We start from the raw sequence: 18,499 nt of genomic DNA on the forward strand, positions 1-18,499 counted from the left end.
CCTCCCTATGCCGCTGCGCCGCGCTGTCCTGACCCTCGCCCTGCTGACCGCTCCCGCCCTGGCCCATGCCTCGGCCGCCCCGGAAGTCTTCGTCGCCTACCCGCCCGAGGGCTACCGGGTCGCGTTCGATCACGTGATTCTGGAGGGGAGCGTGCCGCCCGGCGCGGGGCTGAAGATCGGCGGGGAGGCGGTGCCAGTTGGCCCGGACGGCCTCTTCATGCTGTGGTGGCCGCTGCGGCCCGGTACGAACGACCTGCGCCTGAGTACGACCGTGGGGGGGCAGACCGGCACGCGGACGCTGCACGTGACCCGCACGGTGATGGCCCCTCTGCCTGCTGCGCCCACCCAGATCGACCCGGAGAGCGTCACGCCTCGCGAGCCGCTGGAGTTCTGGGACGCGGCGGGAGACGCGCCCGCCGAACGCACCGTCACCGTGGCCTTTCGGGGGTCGCCGGGGGGGCAGGCCGCCTTCCGGGTGGGAGGCGGCCTGCCCCTGCCCATGCGTGAGGTGAGCGCGGGGAGGTACGAGGGGGCTTACCTGCTGCCCGCCTCCGCCCGGCTCGAACAGGCGCCGGTGACCGTCAGCCTGACCGGACGGAGCGGCCAGGCGGTGACCGTTGCCGCCCCCGGACGCCTGAGCAGTACCGGGAGTGGTCCCCTCACCGGCACCCAGCGGGCGGGCACGGTGCGCGGCCTGGGCCTGAACGACGCGGGCAACGTGACCACGACGCTGGGCGGTGAAGCTTTCCTGTACCCGCGTGACGGCATGACCTTCACGTTGGTGGGGCGGCAGGGGGAGGATGTGCGCGCCCGCCTCGCGCCCGGCGTGAGCGTGCTGATCACGGAGAAGCAACTGGACGTGACGCCGGGCAAGCCCGCTTTCGGCAGAAGTGGCCCCGTGACGCTGGAGACAGTCCCGCCTGCTGCCATTCTCGCCACCCTGCCCACCCCTCCGGCCACGCCCCCCGTCACTGCGCCGCCTGCTGCACCGGAGGCCGTGCCCCCTGTCTCCCCCGGCGACCTGCGGGTCCGGGTGCCGCTGGGTGGAGCGCGGGTGCCCTTCACAGTCGCCCAGGAACAGGGAGGCCGCCGCCTCACCCTCACGCTGTACGGCCTGGACACGCTGCCCACGCTGCCCGCCCCCCTCGCTGACCCGCTGATCGCCGGGGCAGAGGTGCAGCCGGTGGGTCTGGGCGTGACCCGGCTGACGCTGGACCTCACGGCTCCGCAGGCGTGGGGCTTCACCGCGAACTATGACGGCGGGGACCTGCTGCTGACGGTGCGCCGCCCGCCTGCCCTCGGCGCCGCGCAGCCCCTCGCCGGGCGCGTGATCGTGCTGGACGCGGGGCATGGGGGCACCCAGTGGGGCGGGGCGGGCAGCCTGCGCGTGCCGGAAAAGGACCTGACCCTGCCTATCGCGCGGCGGGCGGCCGAGCTGCTGCGTGAGCGGGGCGCGCAGGTGATCCTCACCCGCGACGGGGACGTGACCCTTGGCCTGTACGAGCGTGACCTGACCGCCGAGGCGGCCCACGCCGACCTGCTGGTGTCCATCCATGCCAACGCCCTGCCCGACGGACGCGACCCGCGCGGCCTTCGCGGCCCGGAAGTCTACTTCACGCACCCGCAGGCCGAGGTGCCCGCCGCCGCCCTCCTGGCCGCGCTGCGCCGCACCCTGCCCGACCTCGGCCCCGGTGCGGGCCTGAAACCGGGAGCGAACCTCGCCCTGACGCGGCCCACCACGCAGCCCAGCCTGCTGATCGAAACCGCTTACCTGACCGACCCGCAGAACCTCCGCACCCTGATGGACCCCGCCGGACGTGAGCGTTTCGCCCAGGCGATTGCGGCGGGCATCGCGGACTTCTACGCGGCCCAGGTGTCCGTCCGGTGAAGGTGCGCCGGTGGGGCCTTCAGCCGCGCGTCATGACCGCCCGCTACGCTCGGTGCATGTTTTGCCGGGTCCTGGCCCTGCTCGTGCTACCGGCCCTGCTCGGCAGTTGTGCGCTGCTGGGCGGGTTGCCGGGTCCTGACCCGCACGAGTCGCCGCCCGGTCCTGGGCCTGCGGCCGCAGTTTTCCCCCAGTCCATTCCGCCGCTCACCGCGCAGGCTGAAGCGGCGGCCACCGGGCGGGAGGTGACGGTCGCCCTCACGGTGCAGAACGGGAGCGGGCAGCCCCTGCTGCTGAGGTATGCCGCGCAGGTCAACTGGGGCAGTTGCGGCCTGCCGCCCTACGTCGCCCTGGCGCGGCTGGACGGGACAGCGGTGGCCGCTCCCACATCTGCCGGACGCCTGACCTGCCCCGAACTCCAGTTCAGCCGTATCCTCGCGCCCGGCGAGACGCTGACCCTGAAACGGACCCTGCCGCCCCTCCCACCCGGGACGTACACGCTGACGGGCTGGTTCGACGGCGAGGCAGGCGGTGAGCCGCTGCGCGTGCAGGCGGGCCCGGTCGTGGTGGAGGTGAAGTGAGGCGCCCCGTGATCACCGTGGAGCCTCCTCCTCCCCCAGATCAATCAGCGTCAGCCCGAACTCCTGGTTGAACTTGCGGCGCAGGTGGGTGGGCTGCTCGGTCAGCGTGACCTCCAGCGTGGGCTTGACGTGCCCGCGCAGCAGGTGGCCGCCCATCGCCGTGCCGTCGCGCTTGCCGATCACCAGATGGGCGTGGACCTGGGGCGTGCCGTCCTCCTTCAGCGCCACGTTGCCCAGCAGGCTCAGCACCTCGACCTGCTCGTTCACCTCGGTAGGAACGTATTCCTGCGCGTCCACGTCATAGAAGCCGAACTTCACGTCGCTCAGCGCGCCGATGGCCGTGAAGGCGGCGGCATCGAGGTTCTGCTCGCGCGCAAAGGCTTGGAGGCCCTGCGCCACCTCATCCCCGGCGGCAAAGACGAGCACGAAGGTCCGTTCGCCTGTGGGGCTGGTCTGGAGGAGTCGGCTGTGCATGGTCCAGCGTAACAGGCAGCGGGCAGCGGGCAGCGGGGAGTGTAAGTCTTTTCACCAACTCCTGACGCCTGATCCCTGACGGCTGAAAGCTGACCGCTGACCACTGACTGCTAGAATCTCCGGTTATGGACCTCAAGGCTGAACTCAAAGCCGCCGTCGAACGGGCCGCTGCCGAACTCGGGGCGCCGGTGGACGTGGCGATTCAGGAAACCCCGGCCAACAAGCCCGGCGACTACGGCACGCCCGCCGCCTTCCAGATGGCGAAGGCCCTGGGCCAGAACCCCGCCCAGGTCGCGGCCCAGCTCGCCCAGCAGGTGCAGCTCCCGGAGGGCATCTCGCGCGTGGAGGCGGCCGGGCCTTTCCTGAACTTCTTCGTGGACGTGGGCGCGTTCGTCAAGGGGGTGGTGGAGGAGCAGGCGCTGATTCCGGCGCAGAGCGGCAAGGTCGTGATCGAACATACCTCCGTCAACCCCAACAAGGAATTGCACGTCGGCCACCTGCGGAACGTGGTGCTGGGAGACAGCATCGCCCGCATTTTCCGCGCGGCGGGGCACACGGTCGAGGTTCAGAACTACATCGACGATACCGGGCGGCAGGCCGCCGAGGCGCTGTTCGCGGTGAACCACTATCACCGCGCCTGGGACGGCGTGCAGAAGTATGACCACTGGCTCGGTGAGGGCTACGTGCGCCTGAACGCCGACCCCGCGAAGCCCGCTCTCGAAGAAGGCATCAGCGCCGTGATGCACCGTCTGGAAGCCGGAGAATTGCGGCCCGAGATCGAGAAGGTGGTCCGCGCCCACCTCGAAACCTGCTTCCGCCTGGGCGCCCGTTACGACCTGCTGAACTGGGAGTCGGACGTGGTGGGCAGCGGCTTTCTCAGCAGCGCGATGAACATTCTGGAGAAGAGCCGCTACACCTCGCACCCGCAGGAGGGCAAGTACGCCGGGGCCTTCGTGATGGACGTGTCCGAGTTCATGCCGGGCCTGGAGGAGCCGAACGTGGTGCTGCTGCGCTCGGACGGCACGGCGATGTACGCCGCCAAGGACATCGGCTACCAGTTCTGGAAGTTCGGCCTCTTCGAGGGCATGAAGTTCAAGCCCTTCATCACGGACCCCGAGGGCCACGTGGTCTGGACCAGCGCCCCGGACGGCGAACCCGATACCCGGCGCCGGTTCGGCCACGCGCAGGAGGTCATCAACGTGATCGACTCGCGCCAGGACCACCCGCAGACGGTGGTGCGTTCCTCGCTGGGCGTGGCGGGCGAACCCGAGAAGCAGGCGCGCAGCATCCACCTCTCCTACGCCTTCGTGACGCTGGAAGGGCAGACCATCTCGGGCCGGAGGGGCATCGCCGTGAGCGCCGACGAGGCGATGGACGAGGCCGAGCGGCGGGCGCTGGCGGTGCTGGCCGAGATCAACCCCGACCTGGCCGCCCGCGAGGACGCCGCCGAGATCGCCCGCCGCATCGGCATCGGCGCGATCCGCTTCGCCATGCTGAAGGCCGAGCCGACCCGCAAGATCGATTTCCGCTGGGAGCAGGCCCTCGCCCTGAACGGCGACACCGCCCCCTACGTGCAGTACGCCGCCGTCCGCGCCGCGAGCATTCTCCGCAAGGCTCAGGAAGCCGGATACGCCATCGACGGCACTGGCGCCGACTGGGACGCCCTGACCGACCTTGACCTGACGCTGGCCAAGATGGTCGCCAAGCTGCCGGAGGTGGTCGCGCAGGCGGTCCGCGTCCACTCGCCCCACGTGGTCGCGCAGTACGCCCTCGACCTCGCCACTGCCTTCAACGCCTGGTTCAATGCCAAGGACAAGGCCGGAAAACCGACCACCAACGTCCTCCAGAGTCCCGCCGGACTGCGCGAGGCCCGCCTCGCCCTGGTGGCCCGCCTGAGGCAGGCCTTCGAGGAAACGCTCGATCTGATTGGGATTCAGGTACCTGCGGCGATGTAAGAAGCTCAGGATTTACGCGAAGTTCGCGCGGGAAGAGTGGGGGAGTTGAGGGAAAGGTGGCTCTGGGAGCCAGGCACGTTCACCCCCTCTCCTGCGAAGCTGTACCAGTCCCAGCCTCCCGCCTCAAGACGCTTGATGTGCAATGAAGAGCAGGGGCGGTGGGAATGCAGCAGTGGTTTTCTCGTCTGGCATGAGGGCGAGCTTCGCCCGCCACCCCCCTCCCCAGCCCTCTGCAAGCAGCTCTACGAGTCCCCCGCAAGGGGGGAGGGATCAAAAAGCTCATCCCAGACAGCAAGTTTCTATTGCACATCGAGCGTTCAAGGGGGAGGAGCAAAAATGCCCTCCCACATACAGCTCTTGCCTTCGCCGGGATTTCCGCTCCCCCTGGAGCCTGGAAGTCCCGGTTTCCCTATCAGCCATAAATATTAGCCGGGTAATATTGACAGCTTTATTTTACCCGGGTAGTATTTCGGCATGGATGAGCCAACCACCTACACTGCCTTTCACGGTCACCGATGGCTTGCCAACGGCGAACTGCGTCCCCTGCTGACGCAGGTCAAGGCGCAACTGGACGAGCTTGACCCCCACCTCCCCCTCCTGATCTTCGAGGACCGCGGCGGCAGGCAGGTGGACTTCAATCTGCGAGGCACGCTGGAGGAGGTGCTGGAACGGGAAGCACCGCTGCCGAGGCGGGCCGGGCCGGGCCGTCCCAAACTGGGCATCGTGTCGCGGGAAGTCTCGCTGCTGCCCCGCCACTGGACCTGGCTGGAGGAACAGCCGGGGGGTGCCTCGGCCACCCTGCGCCGATTGATCGACGAGGCACGCAAACAGAACCCGGAGCAGGAGCGCGTGCGGCAGGCCCAGACCGCCGCCGACCGCTTTCTGGGTGTGATGGCGGGTGACCTCCCCGGTTTCGAGGAGGCGTCCCGCGCCCTGTACGCCCGCGACCTCACCCGGTTCGAGAAGCACAGCCAGGCCTGGCCCGAAGAGATTCGCGCGCACGCTCTGGCTCTGGCCGCCCCCGTCTTTCAGGCCAGCCGCAGTCAGGAGGGAACCGACCCCGCCTGAAGCCTGCCCGCTGAACTGAACCAGGAACCCGGCGACGCTTCCCCGCGCCGCTGACGCTGCTCCACACCCCTGACCCCCTGCTTCGGCATACCGTCCACGCTGACGGTGTGATGGGAGGCCATTGCTTTCTGGAGATTCCCATGCCCAGGTCCCGCCCGCGCCCCGCTCCCGCATTCCTCTTTCTCTTCGTCACGCTCGTCATCGACATGCTGGGGATGGGCCTGCTGATTCCCGTCCTGCCGGAACTGGTGGCGCAACTCGTCCATGACCGGGGCGAGACGGCACAGGTGTACGGTCTACTGATCAGCCTCTACGCGCTGATGCAACTGCTGTTCTCGCCGGTTCTCGGTGCCCTCAGTGACGCTTACGGGCGCCGCCCGGTGCTGCTCCTCTCGGCGCTGGGGACCGCGCTGGCGACCCTGCTGATGGGCCTGACGCCCGCGCCGCCCGGGTTGCTGCTGGCCCGTGCGCTGGCCGGGATGACCAGCGCCAGCGTGTCCACTGCCAACGCCTACGTCGCCGACATCAGCACCGCCGGGAACCGCGCGAAGAACTTCGGCATGGTGGGCGCGGCCTTCGGGCTGGGCCTGATCGCGGGACCGGCCCTCGGCGGTCTGCTGGGCCAGGTGGACCTGCGGCTGCCCTTCTTCTTCGCGGCGGGCCTGGCCTTCCTGAACTTCCTGTACGGCCTGCTGGTGCTGCCCGAGTCCCTGCTGCCCACCCGGCGCCGCCCCTTCGGGCTGGCCCACCTCAACCCCCTGTGCGGTCTGGGGATGCTGTGCTGCTTCCCTGGTGTCCCGGGGCTGGCGGTGACCCTGATGCTGGCCGGGCTGGCCGTGCAGTTCAGCACGAGTACCTGGGTGCTGTACACCACCGCCCGCTTCGGCTGGGCACCCGGCGCGAACGGCGCCTCGCTGGCCGTGAGTGGCTTTCTGATGGTCCTGGTGCAGATGCTGCTGCTCGGGCGGGTCATCCGGAGGCTGGGGGAACGCCGCACGGTCGTCCTTTCCCTGCTGCTGGGCGCCCTGAGTTACGTGCTGTACGGTCTGTCCTCGGACGGCTGGATGCTGTACGCCACCATGCTGATCGGCGTGATGCTCGGGCTGGGCGGCCCCGCCCTCCAGGCCATGCTCGCCGCCAGAGTGCCCGCCGACGCGCAGGGCCGCGTCCAGGGGGCGCTCGCCAGCCTGAACAGTCTCGGTGCCATCGTCGGGCCGCTCGTCTCCACGGCGCTCTTTGCCCGGTTCACCGGACCAGCGGCGCCGGTGCCGCTTCCCGGCATCGCCTTTTTCGCCGGGAGTGCCGTGCTGTTGCTTGGCCTGGTCGTCTTCAGGCGGAGCGCGCGCCCCCCGCAGGGCTTCGCCACTCCCTCTGCCACAGGAGAACCCTCATGACCTCCGCTTCCCGCCCCTACAAGGGCTTCACGCCGCGCCTCGGCGTCTACCGCGTCCTCCACCACCGCACGGGAAAAATGCTGATCGGCCACAGCGCGCACCTGACCGGCACCCTGAACCGCATCCGGTTTCAACTGGACCTGGGCAACCACCCTAACTGGTCGCTCCAGCAGGACTGGAACCGGGACGGCGCGGACGGCTTTACCTTCGAGGTGCTGGACGAACTCACGCCGCTGGAACCTCGGGCGGACCCCACGGATGACCTTCAGGAACTGCTCGCCCTCTGGCGCGAGAACCTGCGGCTCCGGCCCGGGGACGAGTACTGAGCGGGGAATGGGGGGTGCCTGGGGGCCAGTGCTCCCCTCCCTTTCAGGAACCCTTCCGCCCCCCCGCGCTGAACAGCCGGTTGACGCGCCGGGCCAGCGCCAGCCGGAAGGGGGAGGGCGGCTCTTGCAGGGCGCGCTCGGCCCGCTGGACCGCGCGGGTCATGGCCGCCCGGGGAGCACTCAGCACGGGGCCATGTCCCAGGGCCAGGGCTGCCAGGGGCAGGTCCAGCAGGCACCGCGCACTCTCCAGGGCCTGCGCGGGGTCGGAGGTCCCCAGGGTGGGCATCGGGAACAGGGGATGCAACTCGGTGACCACCCGCAGGCCCAGCACGTTCACGAAGGTGTCCCCGGCATAGAGCGTGCCGTCCCGCTCGTCCAGAAAGGCCAGGTGTCCGGGCGCGTGCCCCGGCGTGGCGACGGCGCGGAGGTGCCCCACCCGTTCCCCTTCCGAAAGCCAGCGTGTGGGCGCTGTCCGCACGTGGCTGTGGACCAGATTTCCCTCCTCGCCCTTCCCGACCAGCACTTCCAGGTCGGGGAGGGCGGCTTTCAGATCGTCCAGGCTGCCCACATGGTCGCCGTGGGCGTGCGTGAGCAGCAGGCGCCGGATGGGCCTTCCCGCCGCGCGGGCCGCGTTCAGGATCACCGGGGCCATGCCGGGCAGACCCGCGTCGATCAGCGTGAAGCCGTCGTCCTCGGGCACGAGGTACACATTCACCAGCCCCAGGCGCGTCAGGGCGAGGCCGTTCATTGGAGCCTCCTGGCAGGCGCGACGAGGACGGTCAGCGCCGCCAGCCCGAGGAACACTCCGGCGGGCACCAGTCCCCAGACCTGCCCCGCCGCCAGCCCCACCAGGCCGAACAACGTGAGTTTCAGGACGCGGTGAGCCGCGGTGGGCAGATGGACGCGGGCACGCGGCGCGAGCAGCGTTCCCCACACCAGGGCGAAGGCGAGCGGTGCGCCCAGCGCCGGAATCCACCTCCCCACCTGCCAGCCCCACCCCGCCAGCGCCGCCAGTGCCGCGAGTTCCAGCCCAAACGCGAGCAGGTCCAGCCAGTTGGTCCTCCAGGAAGAGTCCTGTGGCCCTTGCTCCACCCCCCAAATAGCCGGGGAGAGGGCGTCCGGTGGCGCAAAGTGAACATCGTTCTTCTTCATGGTGAACACCGTACACCTTCCGCTGCCCTCGGTCAAGACGTACCCTGTTCACCATGCCTTACCCTGCCAAACTCAACCCGGAAACCATCCTGAACGCGGCCCAGTCGCTTCTCGAAGAGGGGGGGCCGGAGGCGCTCAACATGCGGAGCCTGGCCGAAGGGTTGTCCGTGCGTCCCAGCAGCCTCTACCGGCACTACCCTGGCCGGGAGGGCCTGCTGTGCGCCCTGGAGCAGCGGGCCATGCTGGCTTTAAGGCAGGCCCTCGAAGCGGCCAGCCAGGGCCTGCTGCCGCGCGAGGCGCTGGTCGCCGCGGCCCACGCCTATCTCCGGTACGCGCGCCTGCACCCCCACCTGTACGCCCTGCTGCTGACGCCCGCTTGTGGCGACCCCGCCCAGCAGGCCAGCGGCAAGCGGCTGTGGAATACGCTCCTCGCTCTGGTCGGGGCACTCAGCGGCCACCCCGACGACACGGATCATGCGGTGGCCTTCTGGACCTTTTTGCATGGCTTCGCGGTGCTGGAACGCAGCGGCATGTTTGGGGAAAGTGGCCCGCGTGGTGGCCTCCAGGTCGGCCTGGACGCCCTGCTGGACCATATGGCGGAAGCGGGCCGCCCCGCCTGACTCAGCCCCGCCCCCGCACCTCGAAGCCCGCCGACCCCAGAATCTCGCTCGCCCGGCGCACGTCCTCCACGCTCTCCAGCCCCAGCCGGATCGCGCCGCCCTCCTCGCGGATCGCCAGAACCTCGATGTCCTTGATGTTCACGCCCGCCGCGCCGAGCGCCTGCGTGACCGCCCCGATCTGGTTGGGCTGGTCGGGCACGGCGACCACCAGATCATGCTTCGGGGGCAGTAGGCTGCGCTTCACGACCGGGAGGCTGTCGCGGGTGCGCTTGCCCTCGGTGGCGGCGGCCAGCAGTTCCTCGGGCTGGTCCAGGTCGGCCTCCAGGCGTTCGAGTTGACGGCGGAAGCGGGCCAGGGCCTCGCGCAGCGCGGCGCGGTTTTCCACCACCATGTCGCGGCTCATCCGGGGGTCGCCGCTCGCCACCCGCGTCAGGTCGCGGAAGCCCCCGGCGGCCAGCAGGCTGAGCCGCTCGTCCCGCGCGACCAGATGCGTGAGGGCCAGACTGGCGAGGTACGGCAGATGGCTGACCGTCGCCACCAGTTGATCGTGGGCGTCGGGCGGCATCACCACCGGGGCCGCGCCGAGCTGCTCGACCAGCGTTCTCACCCGGCTGAGGGCCGTCAGCGGCGTGTGGTCGGTGGGCGTCAGAACCCACACGGCGTTTTCGAGCAGGGCCGCCCGCGCGTGCGTCACGCCGCCCCGCTCGCTGCCCGCCATCGGGTGCCCCGGGACGAAGTTCCGCACGCCCAGCGCCTCCAGCTCGGCGGCGATCCCGGCCTTCACGCTGCCCACGTCCGTCACGAGCGCGGTGGGGGAGACGAAGGGCGCCAGGTCGCGGGCCAGCGGTGCCAGTGCCCGCATCGGCGCGGCCAGCACCACCAGATCGCAGTCCCGCAGCCACTCGCCCGGGGTGGCCCGCACCTCGTCCACCACGCCCAGGGCTTCGGCCTCGCGCAGCACCTCCACGCTGGCGTCGTACCCGATCACGCGCCGGGCCAGAAAACGCTGCCGCAGTCCCAGCGCCACGCTGCCCCCGATCAGCCCGACGCCCGCGATGGCGGCCTGCTCGAAGAGGGGGGCGGGCGTCACGGGGCCGGGGTGGGCTGCGGTCATGGGGGCGAGGCTAGCACGCGCTTTTCGATCTTCCTGAAGCCCTGTCCGGTCAGGCCCCGGCTACCCCTCCCGCCGCTTCCGCCGTTTGTAGGTGAGGAGGTCGGCGTACATCTTCGTGCGGTAGCTGACCCCCTTCCAGAAACCGCGCTTGGTTTCCTTGAGCACCTGCCTGACCTGGCCCAGTTCCACATAGCCCCACAGCGCCCCGGTCGCGCGCAGGTGGTCGGTGATGGGCGGCTCGGGCCAGCGTTCATCCCCCAGACGCGGCACGGCCAGCAGCCAGTCGCGGCGGCAGGCCCGCTGCCCGCTGAGGTGCGGCGTGAGTTTGTTGCCCCAGTCGCTGGCGAAGCCGCCCCCCTCGAACACGCCGATGGCCATGTCCAGCTTGCCTGCCCGGACGGGCCGCAGGAGCTGCTCCAGATGGTCCCGCGTCAGGCCCATCAGATCGGCGTCCAGCATCACCACGTACTCGGCGGTGGTGGCCTCCAGTGCAGCCTTGAGGGCCGGACCCTTGCCCACGTTCTCGTGCAGCTCCACGACCCGCGCCCCGGCGTCCCGCGCGACCTGCGCGGTGCGGTCGCTGCTGCCGTCGCTCGCCACGACCACCTCGGGCGTGAGTTCCCGCGCCACCCGGATCACGCCCGCGACCGTCTCCTCCTCGTTGAACGCGGGAATCACGACCGCCACGCGCGCCCCTGTTTCCTGCGCCTGTGCCTGCTGCATCCCGGACATGGTAAAGCCTTCAGCCTTCAGCGGTCAGCTTTCAGCCGTTTTTGCTGACGGCTGACCACGGAAAGCTGAAAGCTCCTAAAAAAACCGGCTCACATCCCGCACCACCACAAAGGCCATCAAGAGCATCACGAAGGCGAAGCCCGCCACGTTGATCGCCTGTTCCTGCGCCAGCGTGAGGGGGCGACCTCGCAGCGCGCCCACCAGCACCAGCAGGATGCGTCCGCCGTCCAGGCCGGGAATCGGGATCAGGTTGAAAAAGGCCAGCGAGAGGTTGAGCAGGACCGCCACCTGCACCAGGGCCCAGGGACTCAGCGCGGCGGCCTGACTCACGATCTGCGCCGTGCCTATGGGACCGCTGACATTCTGATCCTGAGAGAGATTCAGGGTGAAGAACTTGGCGAAAAGGCCGCCGAAAGCGCGCAGAAGTTGCGGCACGGCCTCCCCGGTCGTCCGCAGGGAGGTGACGAAGGCGGCGGGCAGGCTGGCGGGCTGCACGTCCGGGGCGTACTGAATCCCCAGGCGCTGCTGGACGCCGTTCACGCGGGCCTGCCAGTCGAAGGCGACCTGGCGGGCCGTACCGTCTCGCAGGACGGTCAGCGTCTTGTGCCCGCTCGTGGCGAGCGTATCGCGCAGGCTCTCCCACCCGGCGTGCGGCTGGCCGTTCACGGTGTACGTGTCGGGGATGTCGCGCCCGTTGATCGCCGTGATCACGTCCCCCGCCTGGAGTCCCAGCGCCCCCGCCCGCGAGTTCGGCAGCACCGCCTCGATCCGCGCACGGTCTGGCGCGGGCACCCCCTGCGAGGCGAAGGTGAGTGTCATCAGGCCGATGGTCAGCACCAGATTCATCAGCGGCCCGGCGAGCAGCACCGCGACCTTGCCCCAGGTCGGCAGCGCCGCGAAGCCGCGGGTGGGCTGGCGGTAGACGCCGTTTGGCTCTTCGACCGGGGCCATCCCGTCGATTTCCACATAGCCGCCGATGGGCAGCAGGCTGAGGCGCCACTCGGTCCCGCGCCAGACCCGCCGCAGCAGCACCGGCCCCATCCCCACGCTGAAGGACTTCACCGCCACGCCCTGCCAGCGCGCGAGGGCGAAGTGCGCCAGCTCGTGCAGGAAGGTCGCCGCGCCGATGATCAGCAGCGTCCACAGCAGCCCCAGGGGCGTGAGGGCCGCCGCGATGCTCTGGAGGACGTTCATGCCCGCACCCCCGCCGCCACGAGTTCGTCTGCCCGCGCCCTGGCCCACGCTTCCGTCTGCGCGAGAGTGTCCCAGGACAGCGTGCCGCGCGGCGTCTCGTCCAGCACCCGCTCGATCAGGCGCGGGATGTCCGTGAAGCCGATCTGCCCGGCCAGAAAGGCTGCCACCGCCACCTCATCCGCCGCGTTCAGCGCCGCAGGGAAGAGGCCGCCCGCCTCGCCCGCCCGGTACGCGAGGCCGAGGCAGGGGAAACGGGCGGCGTCCGGCTCGCGGAATTCCCAACTTCCCCGCAGGGGCCAGCCGAGGTGCCCGGCGACCGAAGGCCCCCGCCGCGCGCCCCGCACGTCGCCGGGGCGGGTCATGCCGCCAGGCGCGGCGTCGATGGCGTAGGCGATTGCCAGGCGCATGTCCGTCGGGCCGAACTGCCCCTTCAGGCTGCCGTCACGAAAGCGCACCGCCGCGTGGACCACGCTCTGCGGGTGAATCACCACGCCCACCTGCGACAGCGGCAGGCCGTACAGGCTGGCGCACTCCATCACCTCCAGCCCCTTGTTCATCAAGGTGGCCGAATCGATGGTGATTTTCGGCCCCATGCTCCACGAGGGGTGCTTGAGGGCCTGCTCTGGGGTCACGCCGCTGAGGTCCGCCGGGCCATCCCGAAAGGGCCCGCCGCTCGCTGTCAGGATCAGCTCGGCCACGTCCGCCAGGTGTTCCCCGGTGAGGCACTGGAACACGCCGGTATGCTCGGAGTCCACCGGGACCAGGCGGCCCCCGCCGCGCGCCGCCGCCTGCCAGATCAGGTCCGCCGCCGTGACCATCGCTTCCTTCGTCGCCAGCGCCACCGCCCGCCCCGCTTCCAGCGCCGTCCGCGTCGGCTCCAGGCCGATCAATCCGCTCATCGCGTTGACCACCACGTCCGCCGGGAGGGCCGCGACTTCCGAAGGGCTGGCTATCACGCGCACACCGGGAAGTCGGGACCGCGCCTCGGCCAGCACCTCTTCCGCCACGCTCACCACGTCCGGGCGGAACTCCCGCACCTGCGCTTCCAGCAGGTCGAGCTTGCGCCCCGCCGCCAGCGCGCCGACCTCCCAGCCGCGCTCCCGCGCCACGTCCAGCGCCTGCGTCCCGATACTGCCCGTACTGCCCAGAACCGTCAGCTTCACACCTACAGGATGGCGCACGGGCGCGGGGCTGTCTGTGGCCGGGGGTGAAGGAGGGCTTCCCCGTCAGTCCCGCACGTACACCGTGAGTTGCTTGAGACCGCCCCCGATGTAGCTCGCCGGGTTGAAGTCGTCCCAGGGGGCGAAGTCCACGTTCAGGCTGATGCTTTCCACATTGGCAGCGTCCAGGCCGAGTTTCAGGGGCCGGGTGCTGCCGTCGGGGAGGGTGGCGGTGGCCGTCAGGACATACGCGCCCAGGGGAAGGTCGTTGAGGTTGGTGGAGTGGTAGGGCCAGCCTTCGCCCAGCACCGTCCGCCCGCCGCCATTGGGATTCGTGTAGGGATAGCCGCCGGGCGGGGACAGCGGGGCCGCCTTGAAGGTGAACACCACCGGCTTGCCGGTCGTGCCGTCCACCAGCGGTCCCCGCGGCGTGAGGGTGACGGTGACGGTGGAGCCAGCCGGGGCCGCGCCGGGCGTGACCTCCGTATACTTCGCGTCGCAGTAGGCGCTGGCGGGCAGGCCGCAGTAACTGAAGTTCACGCTCGCGCCGTAGAAGCTGGTCGGGTCGCTGGCGCCGGGCGCGCTGTAGGCGGTGAGGCCGGTGAGTTTCCAGCGGAAATTGAGGTTGCCGCCCTCGGTCGAGTCCACCTCGGTTTTCGGGTTGCCGCTTTCGGGGTAGAGGATGAACGAATAGGTGCGTCCCCCGTACTGGGTGGTGTACGACGCCTTGGCGTGATAGCGCCCGTCGGGCACCCGCAGGGCATAGGTCCCGTCGGCCTTGGTCACCGTTTCGAAGCTGGTGCGCTGCCCCTGGGTGAAGGTGGTGCCGTCCAGGTACACGCGGGCATTCGCCAACGGGCGGCCCTGGGTGTCCAGCACGATGCCCGACACGTATCCGGGCTTGGGGGCGGGCGCCTTGGCGGCCTGGGCGGGCGGTCGGCTGGCCGGAGCGGGGGCGGGAGCAGGTGCGGGCGCTGGCCTGGGGGCCGGGGCAGGAGGTGCCGAGGTGGGCCGGGTCGGTGCCTGCGCCGTCTGCGTCAGCTTAAGGGTGCACCAGCCGAGAACGGCAGTACCCCCCGTCTCCACCCAGATGCCCGCGAGGGCCTGTCCGGCCTTGCTCAGCCGGAAGACCGCCGCGTACCCGTCCTGGTCGTCACTCTTGTCCAGCAGGTCGTACTGGAACCCTAGGGCGCCCAGGCCCGTGTTGAACTGCTGTTCCAGGCCGGGCCTGATCTTGGGCCACACCACGTACTCGCTTTTCTGGCAGGTTCCCCCGGCGGCGGTCGCGGCGTCCCGCAGCGCCCCGGCGAAGTCCGCGACGGCCTGGCGGTCGGTCACGATCACCGCGTCCGGCGTGAAGCTGGCGCCGACCAGGCTGCTTTTCGGCCCCGCCTGGGCGAGGCCGGAAGCACTCAGGGCAAGGAGGGCGGTCAGGGCGAGGTGGGCAGCGGGTGTGTTCATCATGCGTCCTTTCGAGGGAGCGGCTAGAGGCCGGGCTGCGGGCGGGGGAGGGGTGCGGCGTAGGCCTGGCCGCACCGGGGGCAGAACTGCGAGTAGGGCGACCGGATGGGCTGGGCGCAGCCGGGGCAGGCGGTCAGGAGCCTGGTCCCGTCGTTCACGCAGAAGACTTCCTGCGTCTGGGCCGGGACCGCGCGGCCACAGCGCGGGCAGAGGTGGTAGGACACGGGGTTCCTGGGCACGCCGGACTCCTTCCTGGCCCCGAGCTTAGGGCTGGAAAGGTAACGCGCCACTAACGCGAACGGGGGGTGTACGGTGGGGAGGTCGTTTTTCTCCCTCTTCCCTTGTGGGAGAGGGGTGGCAGCCTCAAAAAGGAGGGCAAGCCTTCCCACTGGCCTTGCAAACGCCCAGCCCGCTCACCCCCTCTGCTTCGCAGCTTTACAAGTCCCAGCCTCCCCCCTCAAGGGGGAGGAGTTTTTTGTCGTTCTCAACGTGTTTTCTCCAATGAGAGATCGGCGCGTTATCTAGAGATTGAAGGGGGCTTGTGCCGTTTCACGCCGGAGTCTCCTCCAGCAGCGTTTCCCATGCGGGCAGGTGTTCGCCCACCTCCAGAAAGCGTTCCCGGCTCTGGTCATACAGCTTTTGCGCGCCCCGGCGGTTCCCGCTGGCCAGGAGGGCACGCAGCGTCAGGGCCAGCGCCTGACGGTCGTAGGGATCGTGCTCCAGCAGGAGGCGGCCCAGCCGCGCCGCTTCGCGGGGGTCGTCCTCCAGCAGTTCGCGCGCTCGGCGCTGGAGCTGGTGGGCGAGGGCTTCCTCGACCGTCACGTCCCAGCCGGACCCCAGGCCGTGCAGGTAGGGACCGCGCCACAGCCGCGTGTCCCCGGTGCTCAGGAACGTCTCGGCGTCGGACTGGACGGCGCCCAGGCGGTACCCGTTGTCCGTCCGCAGGATCGCCTCCTGGCCTAGCACCTGACGCAGCCGGTAGACGAGCTGCTGCAAGGCCGAGGCGGCCTGGAAGTCCGGCAATTCCGGGTAGAGCGCTTCCTGAAGGGCGAGTTGGCTCACCTCGGCCTGCCCCGCCAGCCGCGTCTCCAGCAGGGAGGCCAACAGTTCCTTGCCCTTGTGGCCGCGATACTTCAGCAGTTCCCCGTCCCGCCAGAGCTGGACCGGTCCCAGCACATCGAGCCGCACCGCGCAGGCCGGGCCAGGCACCGGGGAGGAGGCCCCGGTCAGGGCCGGAAAGTACCGGGCCGTCACGTTCATCCAGTTGCGGAGCTGGTGCTGCTCGAAAAACCGCAGCTTCACCTGTGCGGCGGCGGTGTCACCGGCCAGCCGGTCGGCTTCCAGGCCCAGCCGGTTGGCCCAGAGGGTGAGGCCGCGCCCCACCAGGTCCTCCGCCCCCGCCCGGAAGGCGGCCAGGGCCTCGGCGGGGCGGCCCGCCGCTTCCAGCGCGAACCCTCTGGCCCAGGTACACCAGGCGGTATCGTGCGAGGAGCCGTGCCGCCGCATCAGTTCGAGCGCCTCGTCCGCCAGCGCAAGGGCACGTTCGGGCGAACCGTGGGTGGCCTCGGCGCGGGCGGCCATCGTGGCGGTCTGGGCGACGATCAGGGGGCTGCCCGCCTGCCGGGCGTGTTCCAGCCCGGCGTGGGCGTACTTCAGGGCCAGCGTCCCGCCGAAGGGCGGATTCTGCTCCAGGTACAGGTAGGCGAGGTTGTATTCGGCCAGGGCCAGCAGATGGGACACGCCCGCCCGCCGCATGACCTCCAGGCCTTCTTGCAGCAGCGTCTCCGCCTCTGCGTATTCGCCGTATTCCAGCAGCAGGCAGGCCAGGCGGCTCTGCTGCTGCGCGTGGTCGCGCGTGGCCCCCAGTTCCGCGAACAGCGCCAGCGAGGCCTGGGCGTCCGCCAGCGCCTCGGGGTAATGGCCCAGGCTGTCGCGGATGGTCGCCCGCGTGGACAGGCCGCGGGCCAGATCGTGCCGCCGCCCTCCCGCCCGCGCGAGGGTGACGACCTCGCTCGCGTCCGCCTCGGCTGCCGTGACCTCCCCCGCGTTGTAAAGGGCGCGGGCACGGGCGAACAGCAGGGCTGTCCGTTCGTCGTCCGTCAGGCCCGCGCGGGCCAGGTGGCGGCTCGCCAGGGCACAGGCCCCCGCGGTCTGCCCGCAGAAATCCAGGGCGCGCACGACCTGGGCCAGCACGGGTGCGGGCACCTCGGCGTGCAGCGCGGGATGGGCCTGCCAGAGGTCCAACACGGCCACGTAATCGTTCCTCTCGGCGTGCAGCGCCATGAGTTGAAAGAGCCAGCGCGGCTCTGCCCCGGAGGCGTCCCGCAGCGCCGCGATCAGCCGTTCGGCCCGTTCCCCCTCGCCTTGCAGGACCAGCCCGCCCGCCAGCAGAAAGGTCGCCTCCAGATTGCCGGGCTGCCCTGCCAGCGCCCGCTCGGCCAGCGCGACCATCCGGCCCGGCTCGTGTTCGCGCCACAGCCGCGCGGCGGCCAGCGCCAGGTCCACCCGCTCACTGCCGCTGGCCCGGTCGGCGGCCCAGGTCAGGAACTCGGCGGCCCGGCGCCCCCGCCCCTGTTCCTGTGCCCGCTCGGCGGCGCGGCGCAGGAGGGGGAGCGCCTCTTCCGCCGTCAGGTCCGCCTGGGGGACCAGGGCCGCCGCCGCTTCCACGTCTGTTCCCTGGAGCGCGGCCACCGCCCGCCTCGCCAGGTCGCGCTGCCGCTCGTGCGCGAGGTGCCGCCAGTTCACCTCGCGGTACAGCGGGTGAACGAAGTGCCCTCCCCGCAGGATGCCCCGGCGCTCCAGTTCCTCCCGGGCGCCGGGCAGCCTGCCGGGGTCCAGCCGCGCGACCTGTGCCCAGACCTCCGGGGGGACTTCGGGGGGGAGGACCGAGCGCGCGTGTAGGGCCGCTTGCGCCTCGCAGCTCAGCGCCGCCGTGTGGAGGAGGTGGGCGATCAGGGCCTCGACACCGCTGGGAATGCGGTCCTCGCGTGGGGCGCGCCAGTGCCAGCGGTGCCCGTCGTTCCAGAGGCAGCCCTGCCGCACCAGAAACCGCAGGTAGTCGAGGCTGAACAGCGGATTGCCGAGTGCCCGCCGCTCGATCCACGTGGCGGCCTCGCCCGGCAGGTCCGCCCCCAGGCCCTGCCGCAGAAGCGCGGCGGTTTCCTCCCGCGTCAGGGGAGGCAGGGCCTGGGCCTCGAAGGGTTCGGGAGGCCGCTGGCGCGTCGTGGCGAGGAGGGCTACGCCCCGGCTGCGCGTGACGGCGGCCGCGAGCGCGCTCCACAGGCGGAGCTGCTCGGCGGAGGCGGCGTGCAGGTCCTCGACATGCAGCACGAACGGCGCCAGTTCGCTGAGCAGCGATCCCAGCGCGTCCACCGCCCCCTCGG

Annotated in this window: 17 protein-coding genes (1 of these 17 only partly in view); 7 read left to right on the forward strand and 10 right to left on the reverse strand. The window is 70.6% G+C overall.

Annotated features, from left to right (window positions below):
- The first annotated feature begins 7 nt into the window (after positions 1 to 7).
- Together E5F05_RS12835 and E5F05_RS12840 are read left to right on the forward strand one after the other, a co-directional pair.
- On the forward strand, positions 8 to 1,888 hold the full coding sequence (locus tag E5F05_RS12835) for an N-acetylmuramoyl-L-alanine amidase family protein (protein WP_129119091.1): 1,881 nt from the start codon (positions 8 to 10) through the stop codon (positions 1,886 to 1,888).
- 56 nt (positions 1,889 to 1,944) lie between these two features.
- Positions 1,945 to 2,466, forward strand: coding sequence for a hypothetical protein (locus E5F05_RS12840; RefSeq protein ID WP_241687157.1), 522 nt, complete (start codon positions 1,945 to 1,947; stop codon positions 2,464 to 2,466).
- Positions 2,467 to 2,478: 12 nt separating this feature from the next.
- Here E5F05_RS12840 and E5F05_RS12845 read toward each other — a convergent pair whose 3' ends face one another.
- Positions 2,479 to 2,940 carry a PPC domain-containing DNA-binding protein gene (locus E5F05_RS12845; RefSeq protein ID WP_129119015.1) on the reverse strand — a complete coding sequence of 154 codons (462 nt, stop codon included), beginning with the start codon at positions 2,938 to 2,940 and terminating at the stop codon, positions 2,479 to 2,481.
- A gap of 125 nt (positions 2,941 to 3,065) precedes the next feature.
- Here E5F05_RS12845 and E5F05_RS12850 point away from each other — a divergent pair, with 125 nt between their 5' ends.
- The 4 genes from E5F05_RS12850 to E5F05_RS12865 all read left to right on the forward strand — a co-directional run bounded on the left by E5F05_RS12850 (position 3,066) and on the right by E5F05_RS12865 (position 7,683).
- Positions 3,066 to 4,895, forward strand: coding sequence for an arginine--tRNA ligase (locus E5F05_RS12850; RefSeq protein ID WP_129119016.1), 1,830 nt, complete (start codon positions 3,066 to 3,068; stop codon positions 4,893 to 4,895).
- Positions 4,896 to 5,369: 474 nt separating this feature from the next.
- Positions 5,370 to 5,963: a DUF2239 family protein gene (locus E5F05_RS12855; RefSeq protein WP_129119017.1), complete on the forward strand. Its 594-nt coding sequence runs from the start codon at positions 5,370 to 5,372 to the stop codon at positions 5,961 to 5,963.
- Between the two features lie 140 nt (positions 5,964 to 6,103).
- Positions 6,104 to 7,357 carry a TCR/Tet family MFS transporter gene (locus E5F05_RS12860; protein WP_129119018.1) on the forward strand — a complete coding sequence of 418 codons (1,254 nt, stop codon included), beginning with the start codon at positions 6,104 to 6,106 and terminating at the stop codon, positions 7,355 to 7,357.
- Positions 7,354 to 7,683 carry a GIY-YIG nuclease family protein gene (locus tag E5F05_RS12865; protein ID WP_129119019.1) on the forward strand — a complete coding sequence of 110 codons (330 nt, stop codon included), beginning with the start codon at positions 7,354 to 7,356 and terminating at the stop codon, positions 7,681 to 7,683. Before E5F05_RS12860 ends, E5F05_RS12865 begins: the two co-directional genes overlap by 4 nt.
- 43 nt (positions 7,684 to 7,726) lie before the next feature.
- Here the strand turns inward: E5F05_RS12865 and E5F05_RS12870 are convergent, their stop codons facing one another.
- Both E5F05_RS12870 and E5F05_RS12875 read right to left on the reverse strand, forming a co-directional pair.
- The gene (locus E5F05_RS12870) at positions 7,727 to 8,431 is read right to left on the reverse strand and encodes an MBL fold metallo-hydrolase (protein WP_129119020.1); all 705 of its coding nucleotides are present in this window, start codon (positions 8,429 to 8,431) and stop codon (positions 7,727 to 7,729) included.
- Positions 8,428 to 8,835, reverse strand: coding sequence for a YrdB family protein (locus tag E5F05_RS12875; protein ID WP_129119021.1), 408 nt, complete (start codon positions 8,833 to 8,835; stop codon positions 8,428 to 8,430). Before E5F05_RS12875 ends, E5F05_RS12870 begins: the two co-directional genes overlap by 4 nt.
- Before the next feature lie 53 nt (positions 8,836 to 8,888).
- Between E5F05_RS12875 and E5F05_RS12880 the strand changes: the two genes are divergently transcribed.
- Complete coding sequence (locus E5F05_RS12880; RefSeq protein ID WP_129119022.1) at positions 8,889 to 9,455, forward strand: TetR/AcrR family transcriptional regulator; 567 nt, start codon at positions 8,889 to 8,891, stop codon at positions 9,453 to 9,455.
- Position 9,456: 1 nt separating this feature from the next.
- On the opposite strand, the gene E5F05_RS12885 is transcribed toward E5F05_RS12880, so the two are convergent.
- The 7 genes from E5F05_RS12885 to E5F05_RS12915 all read right to left on the reverse strand — a co-directional run.
- Positions 9,457 to 10,569, reverse strand: a complete 1,113-nt coding sequence (locus tag E5F05_RS12885) for a prephenate dehydrogenase (protein ID WP_129119023.1) — start codon at positions 10,567 to 10,569, stop codon at positions 9,457 to 9,459.
- Positions 10,570 to 10,629: 60 nt separating this feature from the next.
- Positions 10,630 to 11,301 (reverse strand): glycosyltransferase family 2 protein, encoded by a 672-nt coding sequence (locus E5F05_RS12890; RefSeq protein WP_164973467.1) that lies wholly within the window; start codon positions 11,299 to 11,301, stop codon positions 10,630 to 10,632.
- Between the two features lie 75 nt (positions 11,302 to 11,376).
- Complete coding sequence (locus tag E5F05_RS12895) at positions 11,377 to 12,495, reverse strand: M50 family metallopeptidase (protein ID WP_129119025.1); 1,119 nt, start codon at positions 12,493 to 12,495, stop codon at positions 11,377 to 11,379.
- Positions 12,492 to 13,658: a 1-deoxy-D-xylulose-5-phosphate reductoisomerase gene (dxr, locus tag E5F05_RS12900; RefSeq protein WP_164973468.1), complete on the reverse strand. Its 1,167-nt coding sequence runs from the start codon at positions 13,656 to 13,658 to the stop codon at positions 12,492 to 12,494. The genes E5F05_RS12895 and dxr overlap by 4 nt, the downstream gene beginning before the upstream one ends.
- Before the next feature lie 63 nt (positions 13,659 to 13,721).
- Positions 13,722 to 15,119, reverse strand: a complete 1,398-nt coding sequence (locus E5F05_RS12905; protein WP_129119027.1) for a carboxypeptidase-like regulatory domain-containing protein — start codon at positions 15,117 to 15,119, stop codon at positions 13,722 to 13,724.
- Positions 15,120 to 15,139: 20 nt separating this feature from the next.
- The gene (locus E5F05_RS21365; protein ID WP_164973469.1) at positions 15,140 to 15,355 is read right to left on the reverse strand and encodes a double zinc ribbon domain-containing protein; all 216 of its coding nucleotides are present in this window, start codon (positions 15,353 to 15,355) and stop codon (positions 15,140 to 15,142) included.
- Positions 15,356 to 15,665: 310 nt separating this feature from the next.
- Positions 15,666 to 18,499, reverse strand: partial view of an ATP-binding protein gene (locus E5F05_RS12915; RefSeq protein WP_241687158.1) — the 3' portion only. The gene runs 271 nt beyond the window's last position; only the last 2,834 of its 3,105 coding nucleotides appear in the window; the start codon falls outside the window, past its right edge; it ends in the stop codon at positions 15,666 to 15,668.

This window comes from Deinococcus metallilatus, assembly GCF_004758605.1.
GTDB lineage: Bacteria > Deinococcota > Deinococci > Deinococcales > Deinococcaceae > Deinococcus > Deinococcus metallilatus.

Bases quoted from the DNA above. Each gene is read 5' to 3' on its own strand.
- E5F05_RS12875 (WP_129119021.1), bottom strand. From the start codon at position 8,835: ATGAAGAAGAACGATGTTCACTTTGCGCCACCGGACGCCCTCTCCCCG.
- E5F05_RS12845 (WP_129119015.1), bottom strand. From the start codon at position 2,940: ATGCACAGCCGACTCCTCCAGACCAGCCCCACAGGCGAACGGACCTTC.
- E5F05_RS12880 (WP_129119022.1), top strand. From the start codon at position 8,889: ATGCCTTACCCTGCCAAACTCAACCCGGAAACCATCCTGAACGCGGCC.
- E5F05_RS12895 (WP_129119025.1), bottom strand. From the start codon at position 12,495: ATGAACGTCCTCCAGAGCATCGCGGCGGCCCTCACGCCCCTGGGGCTG.
- E5F05_RS12860 (WP_129119018.1), top strand. From the start codon at position 6,104: ATGCCCAGGTCCCGCCCGCGCCCCGCTCCCGCATTCCTCTTTCTCTTC.
- E5F05_RS12855 (WP_129119017.1), top strand. From the start codon at position 5,370: ATGGATGAGCCAACCACCTACACTGCCTTTCACGGTCACCGATGGCTT.
- E5F05_RS12865 (WP_129119019.1), top strand. From the start codon at position 7,354: ATGACCTCCGCTTCCCGCCCCTACAAGGGCTTCACGCCGCGCCTCGGC.
- E5F05_RS12870 (WP_129119020.1), bottom strand. From the start codon at position 8,431: ATGAACGGCCTCGCCCTGACGCGCCTGGGGCTGGTGAATGTGTACCTC.
- E5F05_RS12850 (WP_129119016.1), top strand. From the start codon at position 3,066: ATGGACCTCAAGGCTGAACTCAAAGCCGCCGTCGAACGGGCCGCTGCC.
- E5F05_RS12840 (WP_241687157.1), top strand. From the start codon at position 1,945: ATGTTTTGCCGGGTCCTGGCCCTGCTCGTGCTACCGGCCCTGCTCGGC.
- E5F05_RS12890 (WP_164973467.1), bottom strand. From the start codon at position 11,301: ATGTCCGGGATGCAGCAGGCACAGGCGCAGGAAACAGGGGCGCGCGTG.
- E5F05_RS12835 (WP_129119091.1), top strand. From the start codon at position 8: ATGCCGCTGCGCCGCGCTGTCCTGACCCTCGCCCTGCTGACCGCTCCC.
- E5F05_RS12885 (WP_129119023.1), bottom strand. From the start codon at position 10,569: ATGACCGCAGCCCACCCCGGCCCCGTGACGCCCGCCCCCCTCTTCGAG.
- E5F05_RS12905 (WP_129119027.1), bottom strand. From the start codon at position 15,119: ATGATGAACACACCCGCTGCCCACCTCGCCCTGACCGCCCTCCTTGCC.